Annotated in this window: 24 protein-coding genes, 1 tRNA gene and 1 pseudogene; 8 read left to right on the top strand and 18 right to left on the bottom strand. The window is 59.5% G+C overall.

Features of this window, described 5'->3' with window-relative positions; translation table 11 throughout:
• The 11 genes and pseudogenes from ACN0X0_RS21210 to ACN0X0_RS21160 all read right to left on the bottom strand — a co-directional run.
• Positions 1–111, bottom strand: a pseudogene (locus ACN0X0_RS21210) (translation initiation factor IF-1); the annotation flags it as partial.
• Positions 112–193: 82 nt separating this feature from the next.
• A complete protein-coding gene (locus ACN0X0_RS21205) occupies positions 194–1075 on the bottom strand; it encodes a nitrilase-related carbon-nitrogen hydrolase (RefSeq protein ID WP_417280855.1) in 882 nt (293 codons plus the stop codon).
• Complete coding sequence (locus tag ACN0X0_RS21200; protein ID WP_417280854.1) at positions 1072–1659, bottom strand: GNAT family N-acetyltransferase; 588 nt, start codon at positions 1657–1659, stop codon at positions 1072–1074. The genes ACN0X0_RS21205 and ACN0X0_RS21200 overlap by 4 nt, the downstream gene beginning before the upstream one ends.
• Before the next feature lie 10 nt (positions 1660–1669).
• The gene (locus ACN0X0_RS21195) at positions 1670–2083 is read right to left on the bottom strand and encodes a ketosteroid isomerase-related protein (protein WP_321364554.1); all 414 of its coding nucleotides are present in this window, start codon (positions 2081–2083) and stop codon (positions 1670–1672) included.
• A 26-nt stretch (positions 2084–2109) separates the two neighbouring features.
• Positions 2110–2565, bottom strand: a complete 456-nt coding sequence (locus ACN0X0_RS21190; protein WP_226554235.1) for a low molecular weight phosphatase family protein — start codon at positions 2563–2565, stop codon at positions 2110–2112.
• A 4-nt stretch (positions 2566–2569) separates the two neighbouring features.
• The gene (locus tag ACN0X0_RS21185) at positions 2570–3046 is read right to left on the bottom strand and encodes a UPF0262 family protein (RefSeq protein ID WP_417264528.1); all 477 of its coding nucleotides are present in this window, start codon (positions 3044–3046) and stop codon (positions 2570–2572) included.
• A 9-nt stretch (positions 3047–3055) separates the two neighbouring features.
• Positions 3056–4366, bottom strand: a complete 1311-nt coding sequence (gene hisD / locus ACN0X0_RS21180; protein WP_417280853.1) for a histidinol dehydrogenase — start codon at positions 4364–4366, stop codon at positions 3056–3058.
• Positions 4367–4503: 137 nt separating this feature from the next.
• Entirely contained in the window at positions 4504–4953 is a 450-nt protein-coding gene (locus ACN0X0_RS21175) for a hypothetical protein (RefSeq protein ID WP_417280852.1), read from the bottom strand.
• Positions 4954–5040: 87 nt separating this feature from the next.
• A complete protein-coding gene (locus tag ACN0X0_RS21170) occupies positions 5041–5520 on the bottom strand; it encodes a DUF2948 family protein (protein ID WP_417280851.1) in 480 nt (159 codons plus the stop codon).
• A complete protein-coding gene (gene murA / locus ACN0X0_RS21165; protein ID WP_417280850.1) occupies positions 5520–6788 on the bottom strand; it encodes a UDP-N-acetylglucosamine 1-carboxyvinyltransferase in 1269 nt (422 codons plus the stop codon). Before murA ends, ACN0X0_RS21170 begins: the two co-directional genes overlap by 1 nt.
• Before the next feature lie 9 nt (positions 6789–6797).
• Entirely contained in the window at positions 6798–6959 is a 162-nt protein-coding gene (locus tag ACN0X0_RS21160; RefSeq protein WP_417264533.1) for a hypothetical protein, read from the bottom strand.
• Between the two features lie 583 nt (positions 6960–7542).
• On the opposite strand from ACN0X0_RS21160, the gene ACN0X0_RS21155 reads away from it, so the two are divergent.
• The 3 genes from ACN0X0_RS21155 to ACN0X0_RS21145 all read left to right on the top strand — a co-directional run bounded on the left by ACN0X0_RS21155 (position 7543) and on the right by ACN0X0_RS21145 (position 8433).
• Positions 7543–7704 (top strand): hypothetical protein, encoded by a 162-nt coding sequence (locus ACN0X0_RS21155; RefSeq protein ID WP_417280849.1) that lies wholly within the window; start codon positions 7543–7545, stop codon positions 7702–7704.
• 45 nt (positions 7705–7749) lie between these two features.
• The gene (locus tag ACN0X0_RS21150) at positions 7750–8133 is read left to right on the top strand and encodes a hypothetical protein (RefSeq protein WP_417280848.1); all 384 of its coding nucleotides are present in this window, start codon (positions 7750–7752) and stop codon (positions 8131–8133) included.
• Positions 8134–8358: 225 nt separating this feature from the next.
• Positions 8359–8433: transfer RNA gene (locus tag ACN0X0_RS21145), tRNA-Thr, on the top strand.
• 294 nt (positions 8434–8727) lie between these two features.
• On the opposite strand, the gene ACN0X0_RS21140 is transcribed toward ACN0X0_RS21145, so the two are convergent.
• Together ACN0X0_RS21140 and ACN0X0_RS21135 are read right to left on the bottom strand one after the other, a co-directional pair.
• The gene (locus ACN0X0_RS21140; protein ID WP_417280847.1) at positions 8728–8946 is read right to left on the bottom strand and encodes a hypothetical protein; all 219 of its coding nucleotides are present in this window, start codon (positions 8944–8946) and stop codon (positions 8728–8730) included.
• A gap of 278 nt (positions 8947–9224) precedes the next feature.
• The gene (locus ACN0X0_RS21135) at positions 9225–11123 is read right to left on the bottom strand and encodes an acyl-CoA synthetase (protein WP_417280846.1); all 1899 of its coding nucleotides are present in this window, start codon (positions 11121–11123) and stop codon (positions 9225–9227) included.
• Between the two features lie 245 nt (positions 11124–11368).
• Here ACN0X0_RS21135 and ACN0X0_RS21130 point away from each other — a divergent pair, with 245 nt between their 5' ends.
• Both ACN0X0_RS21130 and ACN0X0_RS21125 read left to right on the top strand, forming a co-directional pair.
• Positions 11369–12487 (top strand): beta-ketoacyl-ACP synthase III, encoded by a 1119-nt coding sequence (locus ACN0X0_RS21130; RefSeq protein ID WP_417280845.1) that lies wholly within the window; start codon positions 11369–11371, stop codon positions 12485–12487.
• Between the two features lie 56 nt (positions 12488–12543).
• Positions 12544–13599: a hypothetical protein gene (locus ACN0X0_RS21125; RefSeq protein ID WP_417280844.1), complete on the top strand. Its 1056-nt coding sequence runs from the start codon at positions 12544–12546 to the stop codon at positions 13597–13599.
• Positions 13600–13647: 48 nt separating this feature from the next.
• Here the strand turns inward: ACN0X0_RS21125 and ACN0X0_RS21120 are convergent, their stop codons facing one another.
• The 4 genes from ACN0X0_RS21120 to ACN0X0_RS21105 all read right to left on the bottom strand — a co-directional run bounded on the left by ACN0X0_RS21120 (position 13648) and on the right by ACN0X0_RS21105 (position 17761).
• A complete protein-coding gene (locus ACN0X0_RS21120) occupies positions 13648–14916 on the bottom strand; it encodes a DUF2254 domain-containing protein (RefSeq protein ID WP_417280843.1) in 1269 nt (422 codons plus the stop codon).
• A gap of 51 nt (positions 14917–14967) precedes the next feature.
• Positions 14968–15249: a hypothetical protein gene (locus ACN0X0_RS21115; RefSeq protein WP_417280842.1), complete on the bottom strand. Its 282-nt coding sequence runs from the start codon at positions 15247–15249 to the stop codon at positions 14968–14970.
• Positions 15250–15460: 211 nt separating this feature from the next.
• The gene (gene lysM / locus ACN0X0_RS21110) at positions 15461–15883 is read right to left on the bottom strand and encodes a peptidoglycan-binding protein LysM (RefSeq protein ID WP_417280841.1); all 423 of its coding nucleotides are present in this window, start codon (positions 15881–15883) and stop codon (positions 15461–15463) included.
• 90 nt (positions 15884–15973) lie between these two features.
• Positions 15974–17761 carry an ABC transporter transmembrane domain-containing protein gene (locus ACN0X0_RS21105; RefSeq protein ID WP_417280840.1) on the bottom strand — a complete coding sequence of 596 codons (1788 nt, stop codon included), beginning with the start codon at positions 17759–17761 and terminating at the stop codon, positions 15974–15976.
• 367 nt (positions 17762–18128) lie between these two features.
• Here ACN0X0_RS21105 and ACN0X0_RS21100 point away from each other — a divergent pair, with 367 nt between their 5' ends.
• The 3 genes from ACN0X0_RS21100 to ACN0X0_RS21090 all read left to right on the top strand — a co-directional run bounded on the left by ACN0X0_RS21100 (position 18129) and on the right by ACN0X0_RS21090 (position 21183).
• A complete protein-coding gene (locus ACN0X0_RS21100) occupies positions 18129–19154 on the top strand; it encodes an ABC transporter substrate-binding protein (RefSeq protein WP_417261753.1) in 1026 nt (341 codons plus the stop codon).
• A gap of 81 nt (positions 19155–19235) precedes the next feature.
• On the top strand, positions 19236–20123 hold the full coding sequence (locus ACN0X0_RS21095; RefSeq protein WP_417280839.1) for an ABC transporter permease: 888 nt from the start codon (positions 19236–19238) through the stop codon (positions 20121–20123).
• Position 20124: 1 nt separating this feature from the next.
• Complete coding sequence (locus ACN0X0_RS21090; protein WP_417280856.1) at positions 20125–21183, top strand: quaternary amine ABC transporter ATP-binding protein; 1059 nt, start codon at positions 20125–20127, stop codon at positions 21181–21183.
• Positions 21184–21460: 277 nt separating this feature from the next.
• On the opposite strand, the gene ACN0X0_RS21085 is transcribed toward ACN0X0_RS21090, so the two are convergent.
• The coding region (locus tag ACN0X0_RS21085; protein WP_417280838.1) for a hypothetical protein at positions 21461–21679 on the bottom strand (219 nt) is incomplete at its 5' end.

Raw genomic sequence — 21679 nt, 5'->3', positions numbered from 1 at the left:
TGCCGTATGCGCGATGATCGTATGGCCGTTTTCCAGCTCGACCAGGAATGTCGCGTTCGGCAGGAGTTCCTTAACGACACCGGGAAATTCGAGCATTTCTTCCTTGGCCATGGTCACTCCATTGTTGTTTCACCCGCCAAATGTACGGGCGCGCTCGTAAATGCGCCTTTAACGGTGCAATTTCAAGGTGGATTTAGATGAATTTCAGCGTTTCGACCGCTTTCTCACCTGTTTCACGTCCGGTTTCGGTCTCTGGCCAGTGGGTTTTGACGCTGACAGCACCGCCCCGATGGGCTTCCGCGACCGACTCGGTCAATGTATCAAGCACGGCGGTGCTTTGGAAATGCTTGGTGCCCGTGGCGAGGATGCCCGAGGCCGGGAAGCTGCCATCGGGGGGCGCGAAAATGCCGGCCTGGCCGAAATTCACGTCGACGACCTCGCATTCCGGAACTTCGCCCACCAGAGGCGACATGGCGACAATCATCTGGCCTTCGAGGGCCCGCGCGCGGCAGCCGATCTCGACCCGCATCGCGCCATGTTCGGTGTCGGTGCAGGAGGGCACCAAGAGAATCTCGGCGCCCGCATCGGCATAGCGACGCGACAAGAGCGGGAACTCACTGTCGTAACAGATAAGCGCCCCGACCTTGCCGAAACGTGTCTCGAACAGCGGCGTGGGGGCGCCGGCGGCCATGTCGATGGCGCGCTCATAGGGGGTGGGGGTGCGTTTTTCGACGAAACCTTCGCCCTCGGGGCCGCAAAACAGCGCGCGATTGACGATTTGCTCGCCAGACCGTGCAAAGCCGGACCCGCCAAGGATGGTGGCGCCGGTCTCGGCAACAAGCGTACGAATCCCATCGCAATAGGCGTCGAAATGATCGGCGCCGCGGGTCATCCAACCGCGTGCGTCCAAAGAGACATCGCCATAAAATGCGGCCTCCAAGGCGGCATATTCCGGGAAAACCACCAAAGAATCGCGGTCCGCATCGGCGTCGGCCAAGGCCGCCCGGTAGCGATCCAGCCAATGATCCGGTGTTTGCGCCCAATCGGGCTGCCACGAGAATGCGATCAGTTTCAAAGCGGTTTTCCCCAAAATTGCAGAGACTTATCGGAAGTTTCCGTCTCGTCCACGTCTTTCCAGGCGAAATGCGCGATCACGCCCTCCATCGGCACATACCCCCGTTTGCGCCAGAATGTATCATGACTGCGCGCGCCCTTGGGACGCAAGGGGTGATTTTCCGGGCGGACGACCGAACAAAAGGCCGAATAGGTCAGTCCTAAAGCGCGGGCATGGGTTTCGCGGGCGTCGAAAAACGCGTGCCCCGCACCATGCCCGCGATACTCGGGCAAAAGCACCGATTCCGCACAGTAGAACACGTTCTCCATCGGCATGTCGACATGGGCAAAGGCGGCGGCGAAGTCTTCGGCATGTTCTGCGAGGGGCGATCCGGTCGCCGCCCCGACAATGCGGTCGCCGTCGAAAGCCGCCACCAGAACGGCGCGGTCATTGCCGACGTAACTCGCCATGTACGTGCGCTCATAGTCGAGCGAGCCGTCATAGAGATAGGGCCACTCGCGGAACACCGTGATCCGCAGCCGCGCCAGATCGTCCAGCGCGGCCTCAACTTCGGCGCCTTTCAGGGTGCGAAAGCTCAGCGTCATGGTGCCCTCCTCAGGAGACCTGCGCCACCCAGTCCTCGGCGTTATAATAGACCGAGACGCGGGCGATTTTGCCGTCGCGGATGTCAAAGAATGCGCCAGCGGGCAGGTCGTAGGATTGGCCGTGCGCCTCCGGGTAGCCCTCGGCGGTTTTCAGGTATTTGCCCAGCACGCGGAATTCGGAGGCCGCGCGGGTGCCCTCGTCATTGGCGAAAATCACCATCTCGGCCAGCGTTTCCTGATAGGCGGTGTCCATCGTGACCATGAAGGCGGCGAAGGCCTCTTTGCCGTGCTCGATGGGGCCTTGGTTGATCCGGTGCTCGATGTCGTCGGTAAGGCAGTCGAGCATGGTGGCGTGATCATGGGCCGCGAAGGCGTCGTAATAGCGGGTCAACAGGGCCAGCGTGTCAGCGCGGTTCTGGGTCATAGGAAGATCCTTGAAGAGATGGGTGTTTAAGTGTGGGCGGGGCCGAAACGGGCCTGCATCCGGGTGATGATTTGATCGCGGGCCTGACGGTAGGCATCGAGTTTCGCGTCGCGCGTCTCTCCGATGCCGGTCGGGTCCATGATCGGCCAATATTCCACATCGAGGTGGTAATAGCGTGTCAGTTCAAGCGCTTGGCGCTGGGAGGCGGGCGAGAGCGCGACGATCAGATCATAGGAAGAAATGTCGTCGCCCCATTCTTTCAGATCGTCGAAGGAGCGGGATTGATGGCGGTGCAGCTCGACGCCCAGCTCGTCACAGACCGCGACCGCAAAGCCATCGACATCCAGATCGGAATGCACGCCTGCGGATTGGACATAGACCTTGCTGCCGTAGAATTTCTTCATCAAGCCTTCCGCCATGGGGGAGCGCACCGCGTTGTGGTCGCAGCAGAACAGAACCGAATGAGGGAATTCTGCCGCCACGCCCTTACCCCCAGTGCAACACGCAAATCAGGGTGAACAACCGGCGCGCCGTGTCGATGTCGACCTCCGCCTTGCCTTCGAGCCGCTCCTGCAGCACCCGCGCCCCTTCGTTGTGAATGCCGCGCCGGGCCATGTCGATGGCCTCGATCTGGCTGGGCGGCATTTTTTTGACGGCGTCGAAATAGCTTTCGCAGATTTGGAAATAGTCTTTCACGACCTGCCTGAACGGCCCGAGCGAGAGATGAAACTCCGCCGCCTTATCCCCGTTTTCCGCGCTCAGATCGAACACCAGACGCCGCTCGCGGATCGCGAGCCCAAGCTTGAACGGCCCCTCGGGCACCTCGCGGTCCTCGCGCGCAGGCAGGGTGAAGGAGTTGTCCTCCAGCAGATCGAAAATCGCAACTTTGCGTTCCTGTTCGATCTCGGGCGTGGGCGCCGCCAGCCCCGCGTCGTCGATCTCAACGGCGATCAGTTTGCTCATCACACCCTCTTAGTCTTCACCAGCGTTCAAGCGATCCAGCCGCGCGCGCACGGACAGGCCATGCGCCTCAAGGCTTTCGGATTTCGCCAAACGTTCCGCTGCCGGGCCGATGGCCTTGAGCGCTTCGGGGGACATCTTGGCCAATGTCGTGCGTTTGAGGAAGTCCAAAACCGACAGGCCGGACGAGAAACGTGCAGAGCGCGCGGTGGGCAGGACGTGGTTCGGGCCGCCGACATAGTCGCCGATGGCCTCCGGCGTCCAAGCACCCAAGAATATCGCGCCGGCGTGTTGGATCTTCGCGGACAGCGCATCCGGGTCCTCGACGCAGAGTTCGAGGTGTTCGGGCGCGAAGCGGTCCGACAGTTTGGCCGCTTCATCGAGATCGCGCGCGGTGATCACCACGCCGAAATCTTCCCAGCTTTTGGCAGCAATTTTGCGGCGTTCGAGCGTCTTAAGGCGGGCCTCAACAGCCTTCGCGACAGCCGCTCCAAAGTCGGCGTCATCGGTGATCAGAATGGACTGCGCGCTTTCATCATGTTCGGCCTGAGACATCAGATCGACGGCGATCCAATCCGGGTCGTTGTGCTTGTTGGCGATGACCAGAATTTCCGACGGTCCAGCGATCATGTCGATGCCGACCTTGCCAAAGACCCGCCGTTTGGCGGCGGCGACAAAGGCATTGCCCGGTCCGGTGATCTTGTCGACAGGGGCGATGGTGTCGGTGCCATAGGCAAGTGCGGCAATCGCCTGCGCGCCGCCGATGCGGTAAATCTCGTCGACGCCCGCGATGCGCGCGGCCATGAGCACGAGCGGATTGGCGATCCCGTCGGGCGTCGGCACGGTGATGGCGAGGCGCTCGACACCGGCCACTTTCGCAGGGATCGCATTCATCAACACGGACGACGGATAAGAGGCGAGCCCGCCCGGCACGTAGAGGCCAGCGGCGGAGACTGGCGTCCAGCGCCAGCCCAAGGTGGCACCGTCCGGGTCGGTCCACATCTGATCATCGGGCATCTGGCGAACGTGATAGGCGCGGATACGTTGCGCGGCGAGTTCCAGTGCCTCGCGTTCCTCAGCAGAGACTTGAGCGCAAAGCGCGTCGATTTCTGCGTCGGAAAACCGCAGCTTTTCGGCGGTCAGCTCCATTCGGTCGAACTTTGCGGTCAGCTCCAACACAGCGGCATCGCCGCGCGCGCGCACGTCCTTGATGATCGCGGCCACGGCGTCGTCGACATCCGGGCTATCCTCGCGCTTCATGGTCAAAAGCGCGGCAAAGCGGGTCTCGAAATCAGAATCCGTTGTGGACAGGAAGTGGGGCATGTCGGTCTCCTTAATGCGCCCCGCCTTGGACCTGAAACAGGACTCCGACAGGGCACAGCGCTCCTAAGGGCGCATTTGGAAACCGACATAGCGCGGGTTTGTGTGGGCCTCAAGCGTCTCGAGGCCCGTGCCCCGCTTTAACCGCGGTAAGTGTCCTTGCGAGAGCGCAGATCAAATTCCACGTCGGCGCCCTTGGCAGGGATCGGTGTCGTGGTGACTTTGCATTTGACCTGTTGTCCCAGAACTTTGGGGTCGCTGCCGCTGCCTTTGAGAGAGGTGAACCAATTGAGATTGGTGATGATGGAGGTGTCGTTCAGAAAGACCGCAGTGTCTCTCAGAGCAATTTGCGTGAATTTTCGCGTCGCGGAGGGGCCTTGGGTGGTGTAGCCGCCGCAGACCGTGAGATAGCCATCGGTGCCGTAGAGCGCCCAGAAAATATGGGCCTCGCCCATTTTTTCCCAATTCCAAACAGAATGCGCATAGTCTTTATCGATTGTGGCGGTGCCGCCATTCTCTGCGGCATGGAGCGGGGCTGCAAATGCAGAGCAGAGGCCAAGAGCCAGCAGGGCGTTCCGAATAGGTTTCATGCAATTCTCCAAATAATCGTCGTTGTTCTACGGCTGTATCTGCAAAGGAAACCTGAACTTTGTGAAGGTAAAGACAGATCAGGTATTTTAAATTTCATGCGTCGGGATATGATGCGACGGCGCGACATAGGGCCGTGTGACATCTTTGAGCGTAGCATCCAGCGCCTCGACCTCAAGCGCAATCGTGCCGTCACCGGCCAGGGTGATCTCGACCGTACCCATGCCGTCCTTTTTGGCGGCAAAACTGATCGACAGGAGCGAAAGGATCATGTCCTTGTCGCCCGAGGGCACCCCCGTCGAGCGCGCGGACATCACGTCGTCAAAGAGCAAAACCGCCTGAACGCGTTCGACCGGACGGCCCCGGCGTTCGGCGGTCTCGACATCTTCCCAACGAAAGCGATTGATCAGAAACGCGAAACGGCGGCGGCCCGTGTCATAGGAAATCTCTCCCATCGGCACGATGGCGTCCTGCACCAACGCGGAGATCACCGTCAGATCGTCCGCATCCATCGCCTTCAATGCCAGCGGGCGTTCGCCTCCGTCTTCGAATCTCGCGTCTTCGACCATCAGCTTTTGATCCTTTCGACCTGCGCGCCGATGCCCGAGAGCTTGCGCTCGATGAACTCATAGCCGCGGTCGAGGTGATAGACCCGCGAGACCAAGGTTTCACCCTCTGCCGCCAGCCCCGCCAGAATGAGCGAAACAGAAGCGCGCAGATCGGTGGCCATCACCGGCGCACCTTTGAGTTTATCGACGCCATGTACGGTGGCGTGGCCGCCATGGACCTCGATGTTCGCGCCCATGCGGATGAGTTCCGGGGCGTGCATGAAGCGGTTCTCGAAGATGGTTTCTTCCAAGACCGACGTGCCCTCGGCGGTGCAGAGAAGCGCCATCATCTGGGCCTGAAGATCGGTGGGAAAACCGGGGAAGGGTTCGGTCGTCACATCGACGGCTTTCACCCGGCCGTTCTTGCGCGACACGGTCAGGCCGCGCTCGTTTTCTTCGACGGAAACACCGGCCAGTTCGAGCTTTTCGACAAAGCTTTCGACCAGCGACAGCTTGCCACCCAGACAGGTCACTTCACCGCCACAGATCGCGGGCGCCAGCATGAAGGTGCCCAACTCGATCCGGTCGGTCACCACCGGGTGTGTCGCACCATGCAGGCGGTCGACGCCCTGAATTTCGATCCGCGAGGTGCCTGCGCCCTCGATCTGGGCGCCCATTTTGTTGAGGCAATCGGCCAGATCGACAATCTCCGGCTCGCGGGCTGCGTTTTCGAGAACCGAGGTGCCTTTGGCCAGAGACGCGGCCATCAGGAAGTTCTCCGTCGCACCCACAGAGGGGAAGCGCATTTTATGCACGGCGCCCTTGAGGCGACCGCCTTTGACCTTGGCGTGAAGGTAGCCGTCTTTCAATTCGATCTCTGCGCCCAGGGCCTCCAGAGCCGTGGTGTGCAAATCCATCGGACGCGCACCGATGGCGCAGCCGCCCGGCAGAGAGACGACCGCATGGCCGAGACGGGCAAGCAGGGGGCCGAGCACCAGGTTAGAGGCCCGCATTTTGCGCACAATTTCATAATCCGCGACCGGGTTGATCTCGCCGTGACAGGACATGGCCTGCACCTTGCCCTCTTGCAGCGCGGTCACTTCGGCGCCCAGAGAGGCCAGAAGCGCGGTCATCGTCTTGATGTCCGACAGGCGCGGCGCGTTGGTCAGCGTCAGTGGCTCATCCGACAAAAGCGTGGCCGGCATCAGCGCGAGACAGGCGTTTTTCGCCCCCGCAATCTCGATGTCGCCGTTCAGGGGCCCATTGCCCCGCACCAGAATAGAATCCATGCTCTTGCCTTACTCGTCCTTGCCGTCGTCGCTCTCATCGGAAGCATTGCGCGCACGCGTCTGCGCCTTGCGCCGCTGAAGATTGGCCTTCAGCGCGGCTTTCAAGCGCTCATCCCGGCTTTTCGGCGCGGGTTTCGCAGGTTTCCGTGAGGGATCGGTCTTGTTGTCCATGGTCTCCCATGTAGCCAATGCCGCTTGCCTCGTCCAGTGTTGCTGGGGAAGGTCGCAGGGGGCGACGCGGGAAAGTGAAACGCTTCGACCCGCAGTCGTTGTGAACGTCGCTGTGAAAGACGTTGTGAAATCGGCGTGGAAGTACGGGAGGACATTGGAAGGCAAATGCTCACCACATAATTTTGACGAAAGCCGAGCAGGTTTCATAACAAACGCCGAGGATAACAAAGGCGTTCACAGGGCTTGGCGAACAGCCTTCTCGGATCAGTTGAGCCGTGCCGATCTAAGTTGAGCGACTGGGCTTCCAGAGCCGACTGCAAATGCGTTGGGGTGGGCGCGTCGCGCGGGAAACACGCACTCTACCATCAAATCCTCGGCGTCGATGACGATGGTGAAAACTGGCGAGACCACAAGGACCCCGGTCGTGCCCTCGCTCTCGTAAGAAGCAAATTCGATGACGCCGCGCGGGAGGGTTTGACGCTTCGGTATAAAATCTGGATGGATGGGGCAGGTTTGGCCTGATGGCTATGTGAGCCGCGCAGAGCGGCCTAAAATCATGAAGCTGCCTCAAAGGATTTTCTAAATGCTGAAAATCTCCCTCCCCCTCTCAACCCTTCTGCTCTTCGGGTGTCAGATGACGACCGAGATCCCCGCGCCGGACGAAGACGCCCCGGCGATCAGCCGGGAGGAGGTATCGCTGAAGATCGTCTCCGCCAAAAAATGTCTCCGCGCGAAATCGCTTTGATGATCTCGGTCGCGAACAACTCCGAGCGCGACATTTGTTTCTCCTATGAGACGTTCAATCAGCCCCTTGTCTCGTTTACTCGCATCTCGCATCTCGGATGGCTGGGAATTACCTGAAACGCTGAGCGAAGGAGTCTGGGTCAATTCCAAAGGGGAACTCACTGCGCCTTCCAGAGGATACACCGCAACCAAAATCACACTTGTTCCCGGCGGCAAAGCCGAACTGCCTCTCTTGCGGGGCATCACGGAGACAGAGCAATTTTGGGAGGACAAAAGGGACGCGCAATTGCCGCGTGAGCCCTATGAGAACCAACCGGTGACAGCCACTCTCTTTGGCGAATTTTTCGACTGTGCCTATCCTGATACCGACGCAGCAGGATGGCAGATCGAACCGTTGGTCTATTCGAGCGCATTCAAAGTCAGCCAATAGCGTGCTTGGGCTCTATAAAGTCGACGCGGGGCAGGCTGCAAAACTCGAGTGGAGTCCGGGCTTTGCGGGCGGCAGTGGGGAAGGGACATCGCGGTGGAAAGCCGCGGCTGAAAAAGAAACTTTGCCCGAGGATGATTTTTTCTGGAAATTGCGCTTGCACCGCGCGCAGATCACGTCTAATTAGCCGCCCACGGCGACGGTGACACGGTCACCACCGCACCCGGCGCTGCTGTAGCTCAGAGGTAGAGCACTCCCTTGGTAAGGGAGAGGTCGAGAGTTCAATTCTCTCCAGCAGCACCAGTTTTCATTAGATTTACGCAGATGCATCGTATGAGCTGGCTACGTTCTGCCGTTCAACGCATTCCTCGGATGCCCGTAATGTGATGGCAGACTGTCTGTTTAGGAGGTGCGTTTGGCGCCGCGCAGGCCCCTAACCGTTTTTGAATAGGGGATATGAGCGGTTCGCGCGGTCTGTGCCGCGCTTATCAGAATGGCTTTGCCTGAAATGGAAAAGACTTCGCGCGGGAACGCGAAGCCATCACATCTATCCGATGTTGAAAGGGAGAAATTGAGGGCGGTGTTGCCCGAACCGTCTCAGGCGAGGGCGTGTTCGTCCTGTTGCGCTTCTGTCGCGTGATTCTGGGCCGCGGCACGGTGCGCGTAGACCAGAACGGAGGCGGCGAGAAGAGTGGCCGAGCCAATGATCGGGAACAGGATCAAACCGGTCCAAAGCGGCAAACCCACCATGCCGATGCCCACAGCCGTAACAGCCGAGGCGGTGAGGAAAGAGAGAAGAAGCAATCCGGCAATCATGGTCATTCCTTTCAGGCATGTCTTTCTCAGACAGAGTCGGGATCGTTTTGCGACCTCTGATCCATGAGGCTATTTCAAGAGGTTATTTTGAAGCGTCTGACATCAGGCTATGCGGCGATCTGGGCACAATCGTGGCCAACAAACGTTGAAATTTGATTAATCGCCGCAGGTTTTCGGAAAAGTTGAAGCAAGGCTTGCCGTTAAATATGCGCAAAGCACCGTGAGGGGCTTTGATATATGTTAAAACTGCGATGCTTCACCTGCGATGCGGTCCCGGCTCAGGCGGCCCATTCCCAGGGGTTGGTGAATTGCCCCAACACTTGGCTGACCTGATCGGCTTCGGATTTTGCCTCCGAGGAGATTTGCGCGACGAGACCGCGTTTCTTGTCGTCGATCACGCTCACCACACGCGCCTCAAGCCCGGCCTTTTCAAGAGCCGCATTATAAATGCGGGTGATGGCGCGCTTGCGCAGGTCCGGTTTGAATACTTTGCCCACGGCGGTCTTCGGCAGCTCGTCCAGAATCTCGATGTATTTCGGGATCGCGGCGCGTTCGTGGATATGCACTTTGGCGTAGGTCATGAGTTCGTCCGAGGTGACTGTGGCGCCGTCAACAAGTTCGACATAGGCGCAGGGCAGCTCGCCGGAATGCGCATCGGGTTGGCCGATTGCGCCCACCATGGCGATGGCGTCATGTCCGGCCAGAGCCTCTTCGATCTCGGCGGGGTCGATGTTGTGACCGCCGCGAATGATCAGATCCTTGGCGCGCCCTGTGATCCAGAGGTAGCCATCCTCATCAATGCGGCCCAAATCGCCCGTGCGCAGATAGACGTCATGATGGAAGAGGTCGTGATTCTTATCCTGTTCCGTATAGGTCGAACCGGCAAAGACGCCGGGGCTGTCGATACAAATCTCGCCAACCTCGTCGACACCGCATTCCACCGGACCCTCTGACGTGTGGCGCAGGATTTTCACATCCGTATGCGGGAAGGGAATGCCGACAGAGCCGATTTTCTTGACGCCGCCCACCGGGTTGACGGAGACGAGACAGGTCGCCTCGGTCAGGCCATAGCCCTCGACCACTTCGACGCCTGCGGTCTGTTCGAAGCGTTTGTACAGCTCGACGGGCAGGGGGGCGGAGCCGGAGAAGGCCATTTTCACCGAAGAAATATCGGCGTCCACCTTGCGCTGCATGAGCACGGACACGGCGGTCGGCACGGTGATGATAAAAGAGATTTTCCAGCGCTCGCAGAGCTTCCAGAAGTTGTCGAAGACGCCCTCGCCGCGATAGCCCGCAGGCGTCGGGTAGACACCATGGGCGCCGGAGGCCAATTGGCTCATCACGATCACCTGACAGGCGAAAACGTGGAACAGGGGCAGCGGGCACATGATGTTGTCTTCTTCGGTGAACAACAGGCGCGAGCCGATCCAGCCGTTGTAGATCATGCCGGAATATTTGTGCTGCGCGACCTTGGGCATGCCGGTGGTGCCGCCGGTGTGGAAATAGGCGGCGACGCGGTCCCCGGTCGAATCCGAGAATGTCAGACGGTCGGCGGGGTATTTCGCCAGTTCGGTGTTGAAATCGAGCATATCGGCGTGATGCGCCCGCGCGTCGTCGTTTTTCGGACGAATGAAGGGCACGATCCACTTTTTCGGCGGCGTCAGGTAATGCAGGAGATCGACCTCGAGCACCGCTTTCACATTGGGCGCGTGACGCACCGCCTCGGCGACCTTTTGCGCCACGTCCGTTTTTGGAAAACTCTTGAGTGTCACCACGACTTTTGCGTTTGTTTCTCGCAGGATGGCGGCGATCTGTTCAGGTTCCAAAAGCGGGTTGATCGGGTTGACGATCCCCGCGATCATGCCGCCCAGAAAGGTCAGCACCGTCTCATTGGCGTTGGGCATGATATAGGCGACGACGTCCTCTTCGCCGACGCCAAGCGCGCGGAACATATTTGCGGCCTGGATCGATTTCGCCAGTGTCTCGCGCCAAGTCATGGTTTCCGCCTTGTCCTTCGGACCTGACGTGATCTGATAGGAAAAAGCCGGACGATCCGGGAAGGCCGTGGCGGTTTTCACCAGCCGTTCGTAGATCGTGGTGGGCACATCGCGGGCCTCCCACGGCATTTCTGCCTCGATCAGATTGCGCGCGTTGAGCGAACTGAAATCGGATGGCATCGCTTCCTCCCTTTTATCCTTATCGAGGCACTGCTTGTGCCGGGCCTCGTCTCCTCGCGAGCATGATGCTGGCAAAGCGCCTCCCGTGCAAGAGACCGCATCCGCCCCGCAACGCAGCGTCATATTGTGTGCGCATCATCTCGACGCCACGTCACCTTGTCGATCTGTGATCTTGGAATGGTGGACGTGGACGCCTTGCCTGACTAGGGTGCGTTGACTTACGCATACGGCAGGAGAGCGGTGAGATGAAAGAGGTAGTGGTCAGTGGCACGGGTGTTTTTACCCCTCCCTATTCGATTTCCAACGATGAACTGGTGGTGGCCTTCAACGCCTATGTCGATCTCTACAATGCCGAGCACGCCGACGCGATTGCGGCGGGGACGGTGGAGGCGAAGAGCTATTCGTCCTCCGAGTTCATCTTTGCCGCTTCGGGCATCGAGCGCCGATATGTGATGGACAAGGACGGCATTCTGGATCCGACCCGCATGTGCCCGCATTACGCGCCGCGTTCGGATGAGGAGCCGTCGATGATGGCGGAAATGGCCGTCGATGCCGCCAAGCAGGCGCTGGCTGCGGGGGGCGTCGAGGCGCAAGACATCGATCTGATCCTCTGTGCCGCCTCCAATATGGAGCGCGCTTACCCGGCGATGGGGGTGGAAATTCAGGCGCTTCTGGGCGCGGGTGGCTTTGCCTTCGACATGAATGTCGCCTGTTCTTCCGCGACTTTTGGCATCCAGACTGCGACCGATATGATCCGCGCGGGCTCGATCAAACGCGCGCTGGTGCTCTGCCCGGAGGTCACCTCAGGCCACCTCGAATGGCGTGACCGGGATTGTCATTTCATCTTTGGCGATGTGGCGACCGCCGTGTTGTTGGAGGCCTCCGATGTGGCCACCAAGCCGCAGTTCAAAGTGCTCTCCACCCGCTGCGCCACGCAGTTCTCCAACAATATCCGCAACAACAACGGCTTCCTGCGCCGCGCGCACGACCAGATGGCCGACCGCCGCGACATGCAGTTCATGCAAAACGGGCGCAAAGTGTTCAAAGAGGTGCTGCCGCTGGTGTCGCAACATATCGCGCAGCATATGGAGGAGGAGGGGCAGGACCCGACGACGCTCAAACGCATGTGGCTGCATCAGGCGAACAAGTCGATGAACGATTACATCGGCAAAAAGGTCCTCGGCTGCACGCCGGAGCCAGAAGAACAACCGAACATCCTGCAAGACTACGCCAACACCTCGTCCGCTGGCTCGATCATTGCCTTCGCGCAGCATCATGACGGGATGGAGGCCGGTGATTTGGGGCTGATCTGTTCCTTCGGGGCGGGCTACTCCGTGGGCTCTGTGGTGGTGGAAAAACTTTAGGCGACTTGCCGCAAAGGCGTGTCAAGGGTGACATCTATTTGAATGAGGATTGAGCCATGCGGTTTTTCCAAAGCCTTTGCCAAAACCTTTTCCTGTGGTTTCTGACAAGCCTGTCCGTGATGTCTCTGCCGGCATTGGCCCAAGACGTCGCGCCCTTGCCCGGTGCGGAAGACCCGGCGTTTCAGGCGGCGCTTGAGAGCTGGCTTGCGGGCGAGGATTTGGCGGCTTTGACGGCCCTTGCCGATCTGTCCGGCTCTGAGAACCGCGCGGCGCAAATCTTTCTGGCCCGTCTCGACCGCCTGTCGCATCTCCATCGCCATGCAACCGCTTCGCTGGAGCGCAAAGCGCGTGTGACTTTGATGCGGCAACCCGGTGGGCTGTCTGGCAAAAGCTGGATGGAGGCCGCCGCCGTGGATGTGCCTCTGGCGCAGGCGTTTCAGGACATCGGTGTGATGGAGAAAAAGGCAGAGGGGCTGCGCAGCCTCTTTGCATTGGGCGAACCCTATGCCGCGTCCAATGCGCTGCCGGGGTATATGGCCTCCGGGGCGTTTGAAGATGTGATTGATATTATCGCCACCGCCCCCAATGCGCCTGCCGCCACGCGGGATCTCTATGTCGAATCCATTCTGGCGCTCAAATCCGGGGGCACGGCCTATCAGGGCTCGGCACGCCTTCCGCATATGTTGTGGACCGGGACGGCCAAGGAGGTGGATGGGCTGCCACAAGTGGCACCAACGGATCGGATCGTGTGGGCCCCGCCACATCCAGGTCGGTGGCGCGAAGGTCCGGAGACGGAAGTTCTGATGAAAACCTATGCCCCCAAGGTCCCGGCCTGGCAGCCTATTGTACGCTTTTGTGAAAGCGCCTGTGCGGGTGAGGTCGAGACCTGTGTTGCGGTGGCCGCCGGGCAATTGTCCGGGGCGCCGATGCCGTTTCAAAGCCCGCTTGAAACCGTGCTGAGCAGTGAGGACTATCAGAAAAGTCCTCGGTTTGAATATGATTTTGCCCGCGTGTTCGACACGGCATTTTGGCATGTGGATCAGGTGCGCGCGTACAGTTCCTGCCTTTCGGACGCGCTACAGGCGCAGATCGATCTGAGCCGAAAGTCCTGATCCGTCGGACTTTTGGGGCCTGATCCGGTTTGCATGCGCGTGGCGGGATCAGGCGTTTGGCGCTGAAAAGCTCTGAGCCGAGACGCTTTCCAACTCCGCTTTCTCACTCTCAAGCGGCAAGGCTGCGCGCGCGTAGTCCAAGGCGCGTTTCGCCATGTCTTGCGCGGCATCCGCCAGTGCCGTGTCCTTGGCCTCGGAGAGGGCCAACAGGCTGTGACGCAGTGTGCGAGTGACTTCGATCTGTCCGGCCCCGTCCCGGGCGGTGGCGGCAAAGGCGGCGTCGATCAGGGCCTGCGACGAGGGCGGCGGGCAGAACACGCGCGGCGCGCGGGAGGCCTCATTGACTTCGACCTGAGCCGTGTCCCAGAACAGCGCGGTCAAGCGGCCGATCGCGTCGATCGCGGTGCCGGGGTCGTTGACGCCGGGGGAGAGGGCTTTCGAGGAAATCTCCGACAATGTGGTGAGGCTGAATTCTGCATCGACCTCATGGGTGCGGTTTTTGCCGATGACAAAGGCGCGGGCCATCGCGGCCATGCCGATCTCGGGCGAGAGGCCTGAGACTTGCGCCAAAAGCGTTCCTTCTAAAACGAATTGCCCCGGGCGTTGCAGCACATAGATCAACCCGGTCTCTCCCGCGCAGTCATTGAGCGCACGGGTGTCGACGAATTGGATATAGCCGGTTTTCGGCGCCCGAAGCGGTCGCGTGTCTTCCGGCAAAACCGTCTCCGGCGTCAGGAGATTGGCGCCCAAAGCGGGCTCTTTGCGCAGCGTCGTCAGGCTGCGTCGGGCTTCCTGTTCGGCCAGGTCGAGACTGTTGTCGATGCTGCCGAGCTGGCTCAGATGTTCGATCCAGCGCAGCATGGCGACGATGATGATGACCACGGCAAGGATGGTGATCGCCATGACGACGATGGCCTCGTCATCGCCGTAAAGACGGGTGCGAAACAGAATGATCGAACTGAGTGCGAAAATGAACGCGCCGATGAAAGCGGCGAGCACCGATTGTGTGGTCGTGTCCTGAAGCAGCAGGCGGTGAATGCGTGGCGTCGCGGTGCTGGCCGCCGAACTGTGTGCGCTGACCATGACGTTGAGGGTAAAGGTCGAAACCGCCAGCATCGACGAGGCGAGAATGGTCAGAACCGGCATCACGGCCCCTGTGTCGATCCTTTGGCTCAACTCCTCTGGCATGTAATTGCGCAGCACGAGCGTGATCAGAGAAACCAACAGAGACAACAGCGCATAGAGCGTCACACGCAGCCAGAGCGCATGATAATAGCGTCGAAAGAACAACAGCGGTTTTCTTAGAATATCGAACATCGCGACGCCTTTTTTAGGTCCGGGCGTTGGGCGCCCTTGCCCTATGATGGCTCATTCCTCAGGCGGATCAAGCCGATAGCCCGCTGCCCATAGCTCGCAAATGAAAAGCGTGGCCGCCGCGAAGCAGCGATTGGACAGATCATAAAGCCCGGCCTCCTGCCAGCCCGACAGATCGGCGGCCACGGTCGTCAGTGCGAAGACCGCTTCCATCGGGTCGGGGGCGTCGGGGGTATTCATTAGGTTTTGGAGCGTGTCATAGGGGCTGAGCCGGTCGGTCAACAGCCGCTCGGTGATCTTTTCCTCGAGCCATTCCTGCCTGTTTTGCATATCCACAATGAACAGCCCGCTGACTCGTTAATATTCGATCAAAGCTATAGTGTTTGTTTGCCATTATCCAAACAACTGTTTCCGAAATGGAAATAATGAAAGGCGTGAACAATTGAAGGGAGCGGTGTGAAACGCGACTTTCCTAAGCACCGCGGCGCATAACAAAGGGCGCCACGATGATGTGACGCCCTCATGTCTTTTATGGTGTGACCTGCGATCAGCCCTGCGGGATGATCAGCATCTGGCCCGGGTAGATTTTGTCCGGATCGGAGAGCATCGGCTTGTTGGCCTCGAAAATCTCCATGTAGCGGTTGCCATCGCCCAGAGCGTTTTTGGCCACGGCCCAAAGCGTGTCGCCTTTTTTGACCTCGTGGAACACCGGGTCGGCGCCGTCGAGCGTGTCTTCGACAGAGGCCACGCCTTCGACGTTGCCCGCGGCCATGATGATTTTCTCTTTGGTCACCTGATCGGCCACCGTGCCGCCGAGCACGACCTTGTCGCCATCCATCGCGACCTCGACACCTTCGGCTTCAAGGCCAAGCGCCTTGATCTCGGCCAGGATGGCATCCGCATCGGCCTCTTCTTCTTTCTTGCCGAATACTTTTTTGCCGGCATCTTTTACAAAGCTGAACAGTCCCATCACTCATCTCCTATTTATGTTGTTACCCGAGACTATCCGCCGATTGTAACCAAATGAAAACGGGAAATTTTCGGCGTTCTCCCCGCAGGATTAGATCCCGTTGGTGAATTGCAACCGGGCAAGACGCGCATAAAGTCCGCCCTCGGCAATCAATTCCTCATGCGTCCCGGTGGCAACGATGCGCCCGTCTTCGAAGACCAGAATGCGGTCAGCCTTTTTCACGGTGGCTAGGCGGTGCGCGACGATGATCGTGGTGCGGGTGCGGGCCATGTCTTCGACGGCTTTCTGCACCAATTGCTCGGATTCGGAATCGAGCGCCGAGGTGGCCTCGTCCAACAGAAGGATCGGCGCATCGCGCAGGATGGCGCGTGCAATGGCGACGCGTTGCTTTTGCCCGCCCGACAACATGATGCCACGTTCGCCGACATAGGACTCGTAGCCTTCGGGCAGTTTCGAGAGGAACTCATCGGCGGCGGCGGCCTTGGCGGCGGCAGCGACATCTTCCATGGAGGCCTCGGGGCGACCAAAGCGGATGTTGTCGGCGGCGGAGGCGGCGAAGATCACCGGATCTTGCGGCACGAGCGCGATGTGACGACGGAAATCCCCCCGCGCCATGTCGGAGATGCGCTGGCCATCGATGGAAATCACGCCCTCTTGCGGATCGTAGAACCGCTGGAGCAGTTGGATGATCGTCGATTTCCCGGCCCCCGAAGGCCCGACGAGCGCCACGGTTTCGCCGGGTTGGATGTCAAAGGACACCCCATCGAGCGCGGGCGTGGTCGGGCGTGAAGGGTAGAAGAACCGCACATCGTTGAAAGAGACGGCGCCTTTCGCGGGGTCCGGGAAGGGCAGGGGCTGTGCCGGGTCTTTGACCGGGTCCTCGGAGGACAGGAGTTCCACCAGACGTTCGGTGGCGCCAGCCGCACGTTGCAATTCGCCCCAAATCTCGGAGAGCGCGCCAGCGGCCCCCGCGACCATGATGGCGTAGATCACGAATTGCACCAATTCGCCGATACTCATCACCTCGGTGCGTACATCGCGCGCGCCGATCCACAAGACGCCAGCAACGCCCGAGAAAATGAGTGCGATCACGATGACGGTCATCGCGGCGCGTGTCTTGATGCGGGTGTGGGCGGAGGTGAAACTTTTTTCGGTGACCTCGTCAAACCGCGCGGCCTGTTGCGCCTCGCCGGTAAAGGCCTGCACAGTCTGGGCGGACAAAAGCGCCTCAGACGCGGTGCCCGACGAGGACGCGATCCACTCCTGGTTCTCGCGCGACAGTTTGCGCAGGCGGCGGCCCAAGACGATGATCGGCACGATCACCACCGGCACGATTAAGAGAACCAGCCCGGTGAGTTTCGCCGAGGTGAAGAGCATCAGGATCAGCCCTCCCACCATAATAAGAGCGTTCCGAAGCGCGACGGAAATAGATGAGCCGATCACGGAGAGAATAAGCGTGGTGTCCGTGGTGATGCGCGACAGCACCTCGCCGGTCATGATGTTCTCGTAGAATGCGGGCGACATGCGGATCATGCGGTCGAACACCGCCTTGCGGATGTCGGCGACGACGCGTTCGCCCAAACGGGTCACAAGATAATAGCGCATCCCGGTGCCAAGCGCCAAAGCGCCCGCGATCATCAAAGCCGCGCCGAAATATTGATCCAAGAGGACCACGCCCGCGCTTTGGAACCCGTCCACGACCCGACGCACTGCGATGGGCAGGATCAGGGAGATGCACGCGGTGATCACCAAAGCCACGAGGGCGGCGGCCATCAGGCCTTTGTAGGGGCGGATGAAGGGCCAGAGCTCTGCCAGCGCGCCGATGCGTTTCGATTTCTCGCGCTCGGCGGCATCCGTAAGTGTGCGGTCGGCGGCCATGTCCTGTCCTTATATATGAGAGAGCGGTTTGGTGCATGACTGATAGTGCGCCCGTGCCTTTGGCGCAACTCTTGTGCGGATCATGACATTTTCATGATGTTTCGGGCCTGACGTGACATCACGGGATCATCACGACAGAACACGGCTTGCATCACGGGGCGTGATATGTTGGTTTGTGTCCACGCTCCGCCGGATCGTGCCTCAGGGTCTTCTTCATACATAGGAGAGGAGGGGGCTGAGGCGCTCTTTGATGGGCCACGAACGGCAAGCGCGGAGAAATCGCCCAATTCGGGGTGGTGGCCGGTCACAGGGACGCCAAAGACGCGTCGACCGGGGAACACACACGAAGTAAGCGGGAGTCCCCCTTATGAACAATAATAAACTTTTTGCGGCCAACGTTCTTGCATCGAGCGTTCTGGCTCTGGGCACTATGGCTGGCGGCGCTTTCGCGGCGGATGAATGTGGCAGTGTCACCATTGCCGAGATGAACTGGGCCTCGGCCTCTCTTCTCGCCAATGTCGATGCGATCATTCTCGAAGAAGGCTATGGCTGCGATGTGGACATCATCTCTGGTGACACCACGCCGACCTTTACCTCGATGAATGAAAAAGGCGAGCCGGACCTGGCGCCTGAGCTTTGGGTCAACGCTGTGCGTGAGCCGCTGGCGAAGGCCGTTGAAGAAGGCCGCATGGTCTCCGCCCTCGAAGGTCCGATCACGGGTCTCGGCGAAGGCTGGTGGGTCACGAAGAAATTCAAGGAAGATCACCCGGAGATCGACACGGTCGAAAAGATGCTCGCGCATCCTGAGTTGGTCCCCTACATCGAAGATGAGAGCAAAGGCGCCTTCATGGGCTGCCCGGCAGGTTGGGGTTGCCAATTGGCCAACGCCAACATGTTCCGCGCCTTCGATATGGAAGAAAAAGGCTGGGTGCTGGTTGATCCGGGCTCTGCCGCCGGTCTCGATGGTTCCATCGCCAAGGCGGTGAACCGTGATGAGCCGTGGTTCGGTTACTATTGGGCCCCGACGGCCGTCATCGGCAAATACGACCTTCAGATGTTGCCGTTTGAGGCGGACTGGGCCGGGACCGAGAACTGGGACGGCTGCATGGTGAAATCCGTGGACGAATGTGCCGATCCGCAGCCGTCGAGCTGGACCGACTCCGTGGTGCACTCCGTCGTGACGGCGCAATTCGCCGAAGAGAATGCGGTGACCATGGGCTATCTCGAGAACCGCGTGTTCCCGGGTGACGAGATGAACGCCATGCTGGTCTATATGAATGAGAACCAGGCGACGGGTGAAGACGCGGCGTTTGAATTCCTCGCGACCAAGGAAGACATCTGGACCCAGTGGGTTCCGGAAGAGATCGCCGAAAAAGTGAAGGACGCTCTCTAAGAGCGGTCACGCAGATCAAAGGGGCCGTGTCCGAGGATGCGGCCCCTCGCGTTTGCTTGACCTTATATAAGGACATTCTATATGGACTGGCTCATCGAATTTCCGTCGCTTGGGCGGCGTGACCTTTCGACCTTGCGGCAAACCGTGGATGACGGTTTTCGCACGTTTTCGCGGGCTTTCGGGGAAAGCCTCGAAGCCTTCTTCTCCCCCCTTCTCAAGTTTCTGATCTGGTTTGAGCACCTTTTGACCAATGCGCCCTGGCCCCTGGTCATCGGAGCGATTGCGCTTTTGGCCTGGCTCGGGTCGCGCAGCTGGAAAATCACCGTGGGCACCATCCTTGCCTTTCTCGTGATCGGATATTTCGGCATGTGGGAAGACACGATGGCGACGCTTGCGATGATTTCCGTCGCGACATTCGTCTGTATCGCGGTCGGTATTCCCATCGGCGTCTTGATGGCGCGCTCTAATATTGCGCAGCGCATCGTCACGCCCATTCTCGACGTGATGCAGACCATCCCGTCCTTCGTCTACCTGATCCCTGTGGTCATGCTTTTGGGCATCGGTAAGGTGCCGGGGCTTTTGGCCGTGTGTATCTATGCGATCCCGCCGATTGTGCGTCTGACCAATCTGGGCATTCGTCTTGTCGATAAAGATGTGATGGAAGCGGCTGAGGCCTTTGGTGCCTCCGCGCGTGAGAAACTCTTTGGTGTTCAGATCCCGCTGGCGCTGCCCAACATTTTTGCCGGGGTGAACCAGACAATCATGATGGCGCTCTCCATGGTGGTGATCGCCTCGATGATTGGCGTCAAAGGTCTCGGCACGCCGGTGCTGCGCGCGATTTCCAACCAATATCTGGCGCTGGGCCTGATGAACGGCCTCGCCATCGTGGCGCTGGCGATCATCTTTGACCGGGTGAGCCAGACCTACGGCAAGCGCCTGCAAGCGTATCGGGAGAGTGGCCATGACTGATATGACGGACACGACAGAGGTCAAAGTCTCCATCCGCAATCTCTACAAAATCTTCGGCGACAATCCCGCGCGTGCGCTGGAACATGTCAAAGCCGGGATGGGCAAGCCGGAGCTGATGGATCAGCACAGCCACGCCTTGGGGCTCAACAACATCAACCTCGATATTCCCGCGAAGGGCATTCAGGTGATCATGGGCTTGTCTGGCTCTGGCAAGTCGACGCTCATTCGCCACCTCAATCGTCTGATCGAGCCGACCTCTGGCGAGATCTGGATCGACGGCGAGGATGTCTTGGCGATGTCGTCGGAGCAGCTGCGTGATCTGCGCCGTTTCAAGATGTCGATGGTGTTCCAGAAATTCGGCCTGCTGCCGCACCGCACCGTGTTGGAAAACGCGATGTACGGTCTGGAGATTCAGGGTGTCGCCAATAAAGAGGCGGAGGAGCGGTCCCGCAAGTGGCTTGATCGTGTGGGCCTGAATGGGTTCGAGGAGCAATACCCCTCGCAGCTTTCGGGCGGTCAGCAGCAACGTGTCGGTCTGGCCCGCGCTCTGGCGACGGATGCGGACATTCTCTTGATGGACGAGGCTTTCTCCGCGCTCGACCCGCTCATTCGGACTGACATGCAGTCGATCCTGCTCGAATTGCAGGAAGAGCTGCACAAGACGATCATCTTCATCACCCACGATCTCGACGAGGCGCTGAACATCGGCGACCAGATTGCGATCCTGCGCGATGGACAGATCATCCAGTCGGGCGATCCGCAGGACATCATCATGAAGCCGGCAGATGATTACATCACCGACTTCATCCGCGACATCAACCGCGCCAAGGTCGTGCGTCTGCGTTCGATTGCCCGCAAAGGCGCGACGGGGCAGGGGGAGACCCTCAAGGGTGGCATGTCGATTGAACAGGCTCTGCCGAAACTCACCAAGGCGCCGGACCATACCTGTCCTGTGGTGTCGCGCACGGGCGAGTCGCTGGGCGCCGTTTCCTTGGATGATGCGATCCATGCGCTGAAGCCTCTGGAAAGCGAAAGCGACGACGAGGTGCGCTACGCGTGACGCGCGCATATAGAAGAGCGGCATATATATGTGGTTCGATACGAAGGGCGGGGGAAACCTCGCCCTTTTCCTTTTTGAGACCCGGAATTTCGGCATTTGAGGCCTGGGTGACTCGCGAGTTCGGCGATTCACGCGCGAGTCACCTGCGATTCAGTCCCGATTCACCTCTGATTCACGTTTGTTTCCGGCCGAGTCACTCCCGATTCATAAAAATCACTCGCCTTACGCAGGGGTAGATTGGGGTGATTTGCACCTATAGGGAGAGTTTCGGGCCGATTCAGTCAAAGTGACTCGCTGATTTGCCCTCTGATTCAGGGTGTCCAAGCCGGGAAAGCGCGAAGTTCGGTAGAAAGGGTGCAAAAAAAATATGCGACAAAGCCAGTAAAATAAGGGGTTTCAGGCGAAGGGCGCATCTTTTTTCATTTTTTTTAAAAAAGCGCTTGCGGGTTCTGGGTGTTCGCCTTAGAACCCCCTTCACCGGCGGCGCAGACAGCGC

Source organism: Celeribacter sp. (assembly GCF_048270365.1).
Classification (GTDB): domain Bacteria; phylum Pseudomonadota; class Alphaproteobacteria; order Rhodobacterales; family Rhodobacteraceae; genus Celeribacter.
This window is presented reverse-complemented; position numbering and strand designations above follow the sequence as displayed.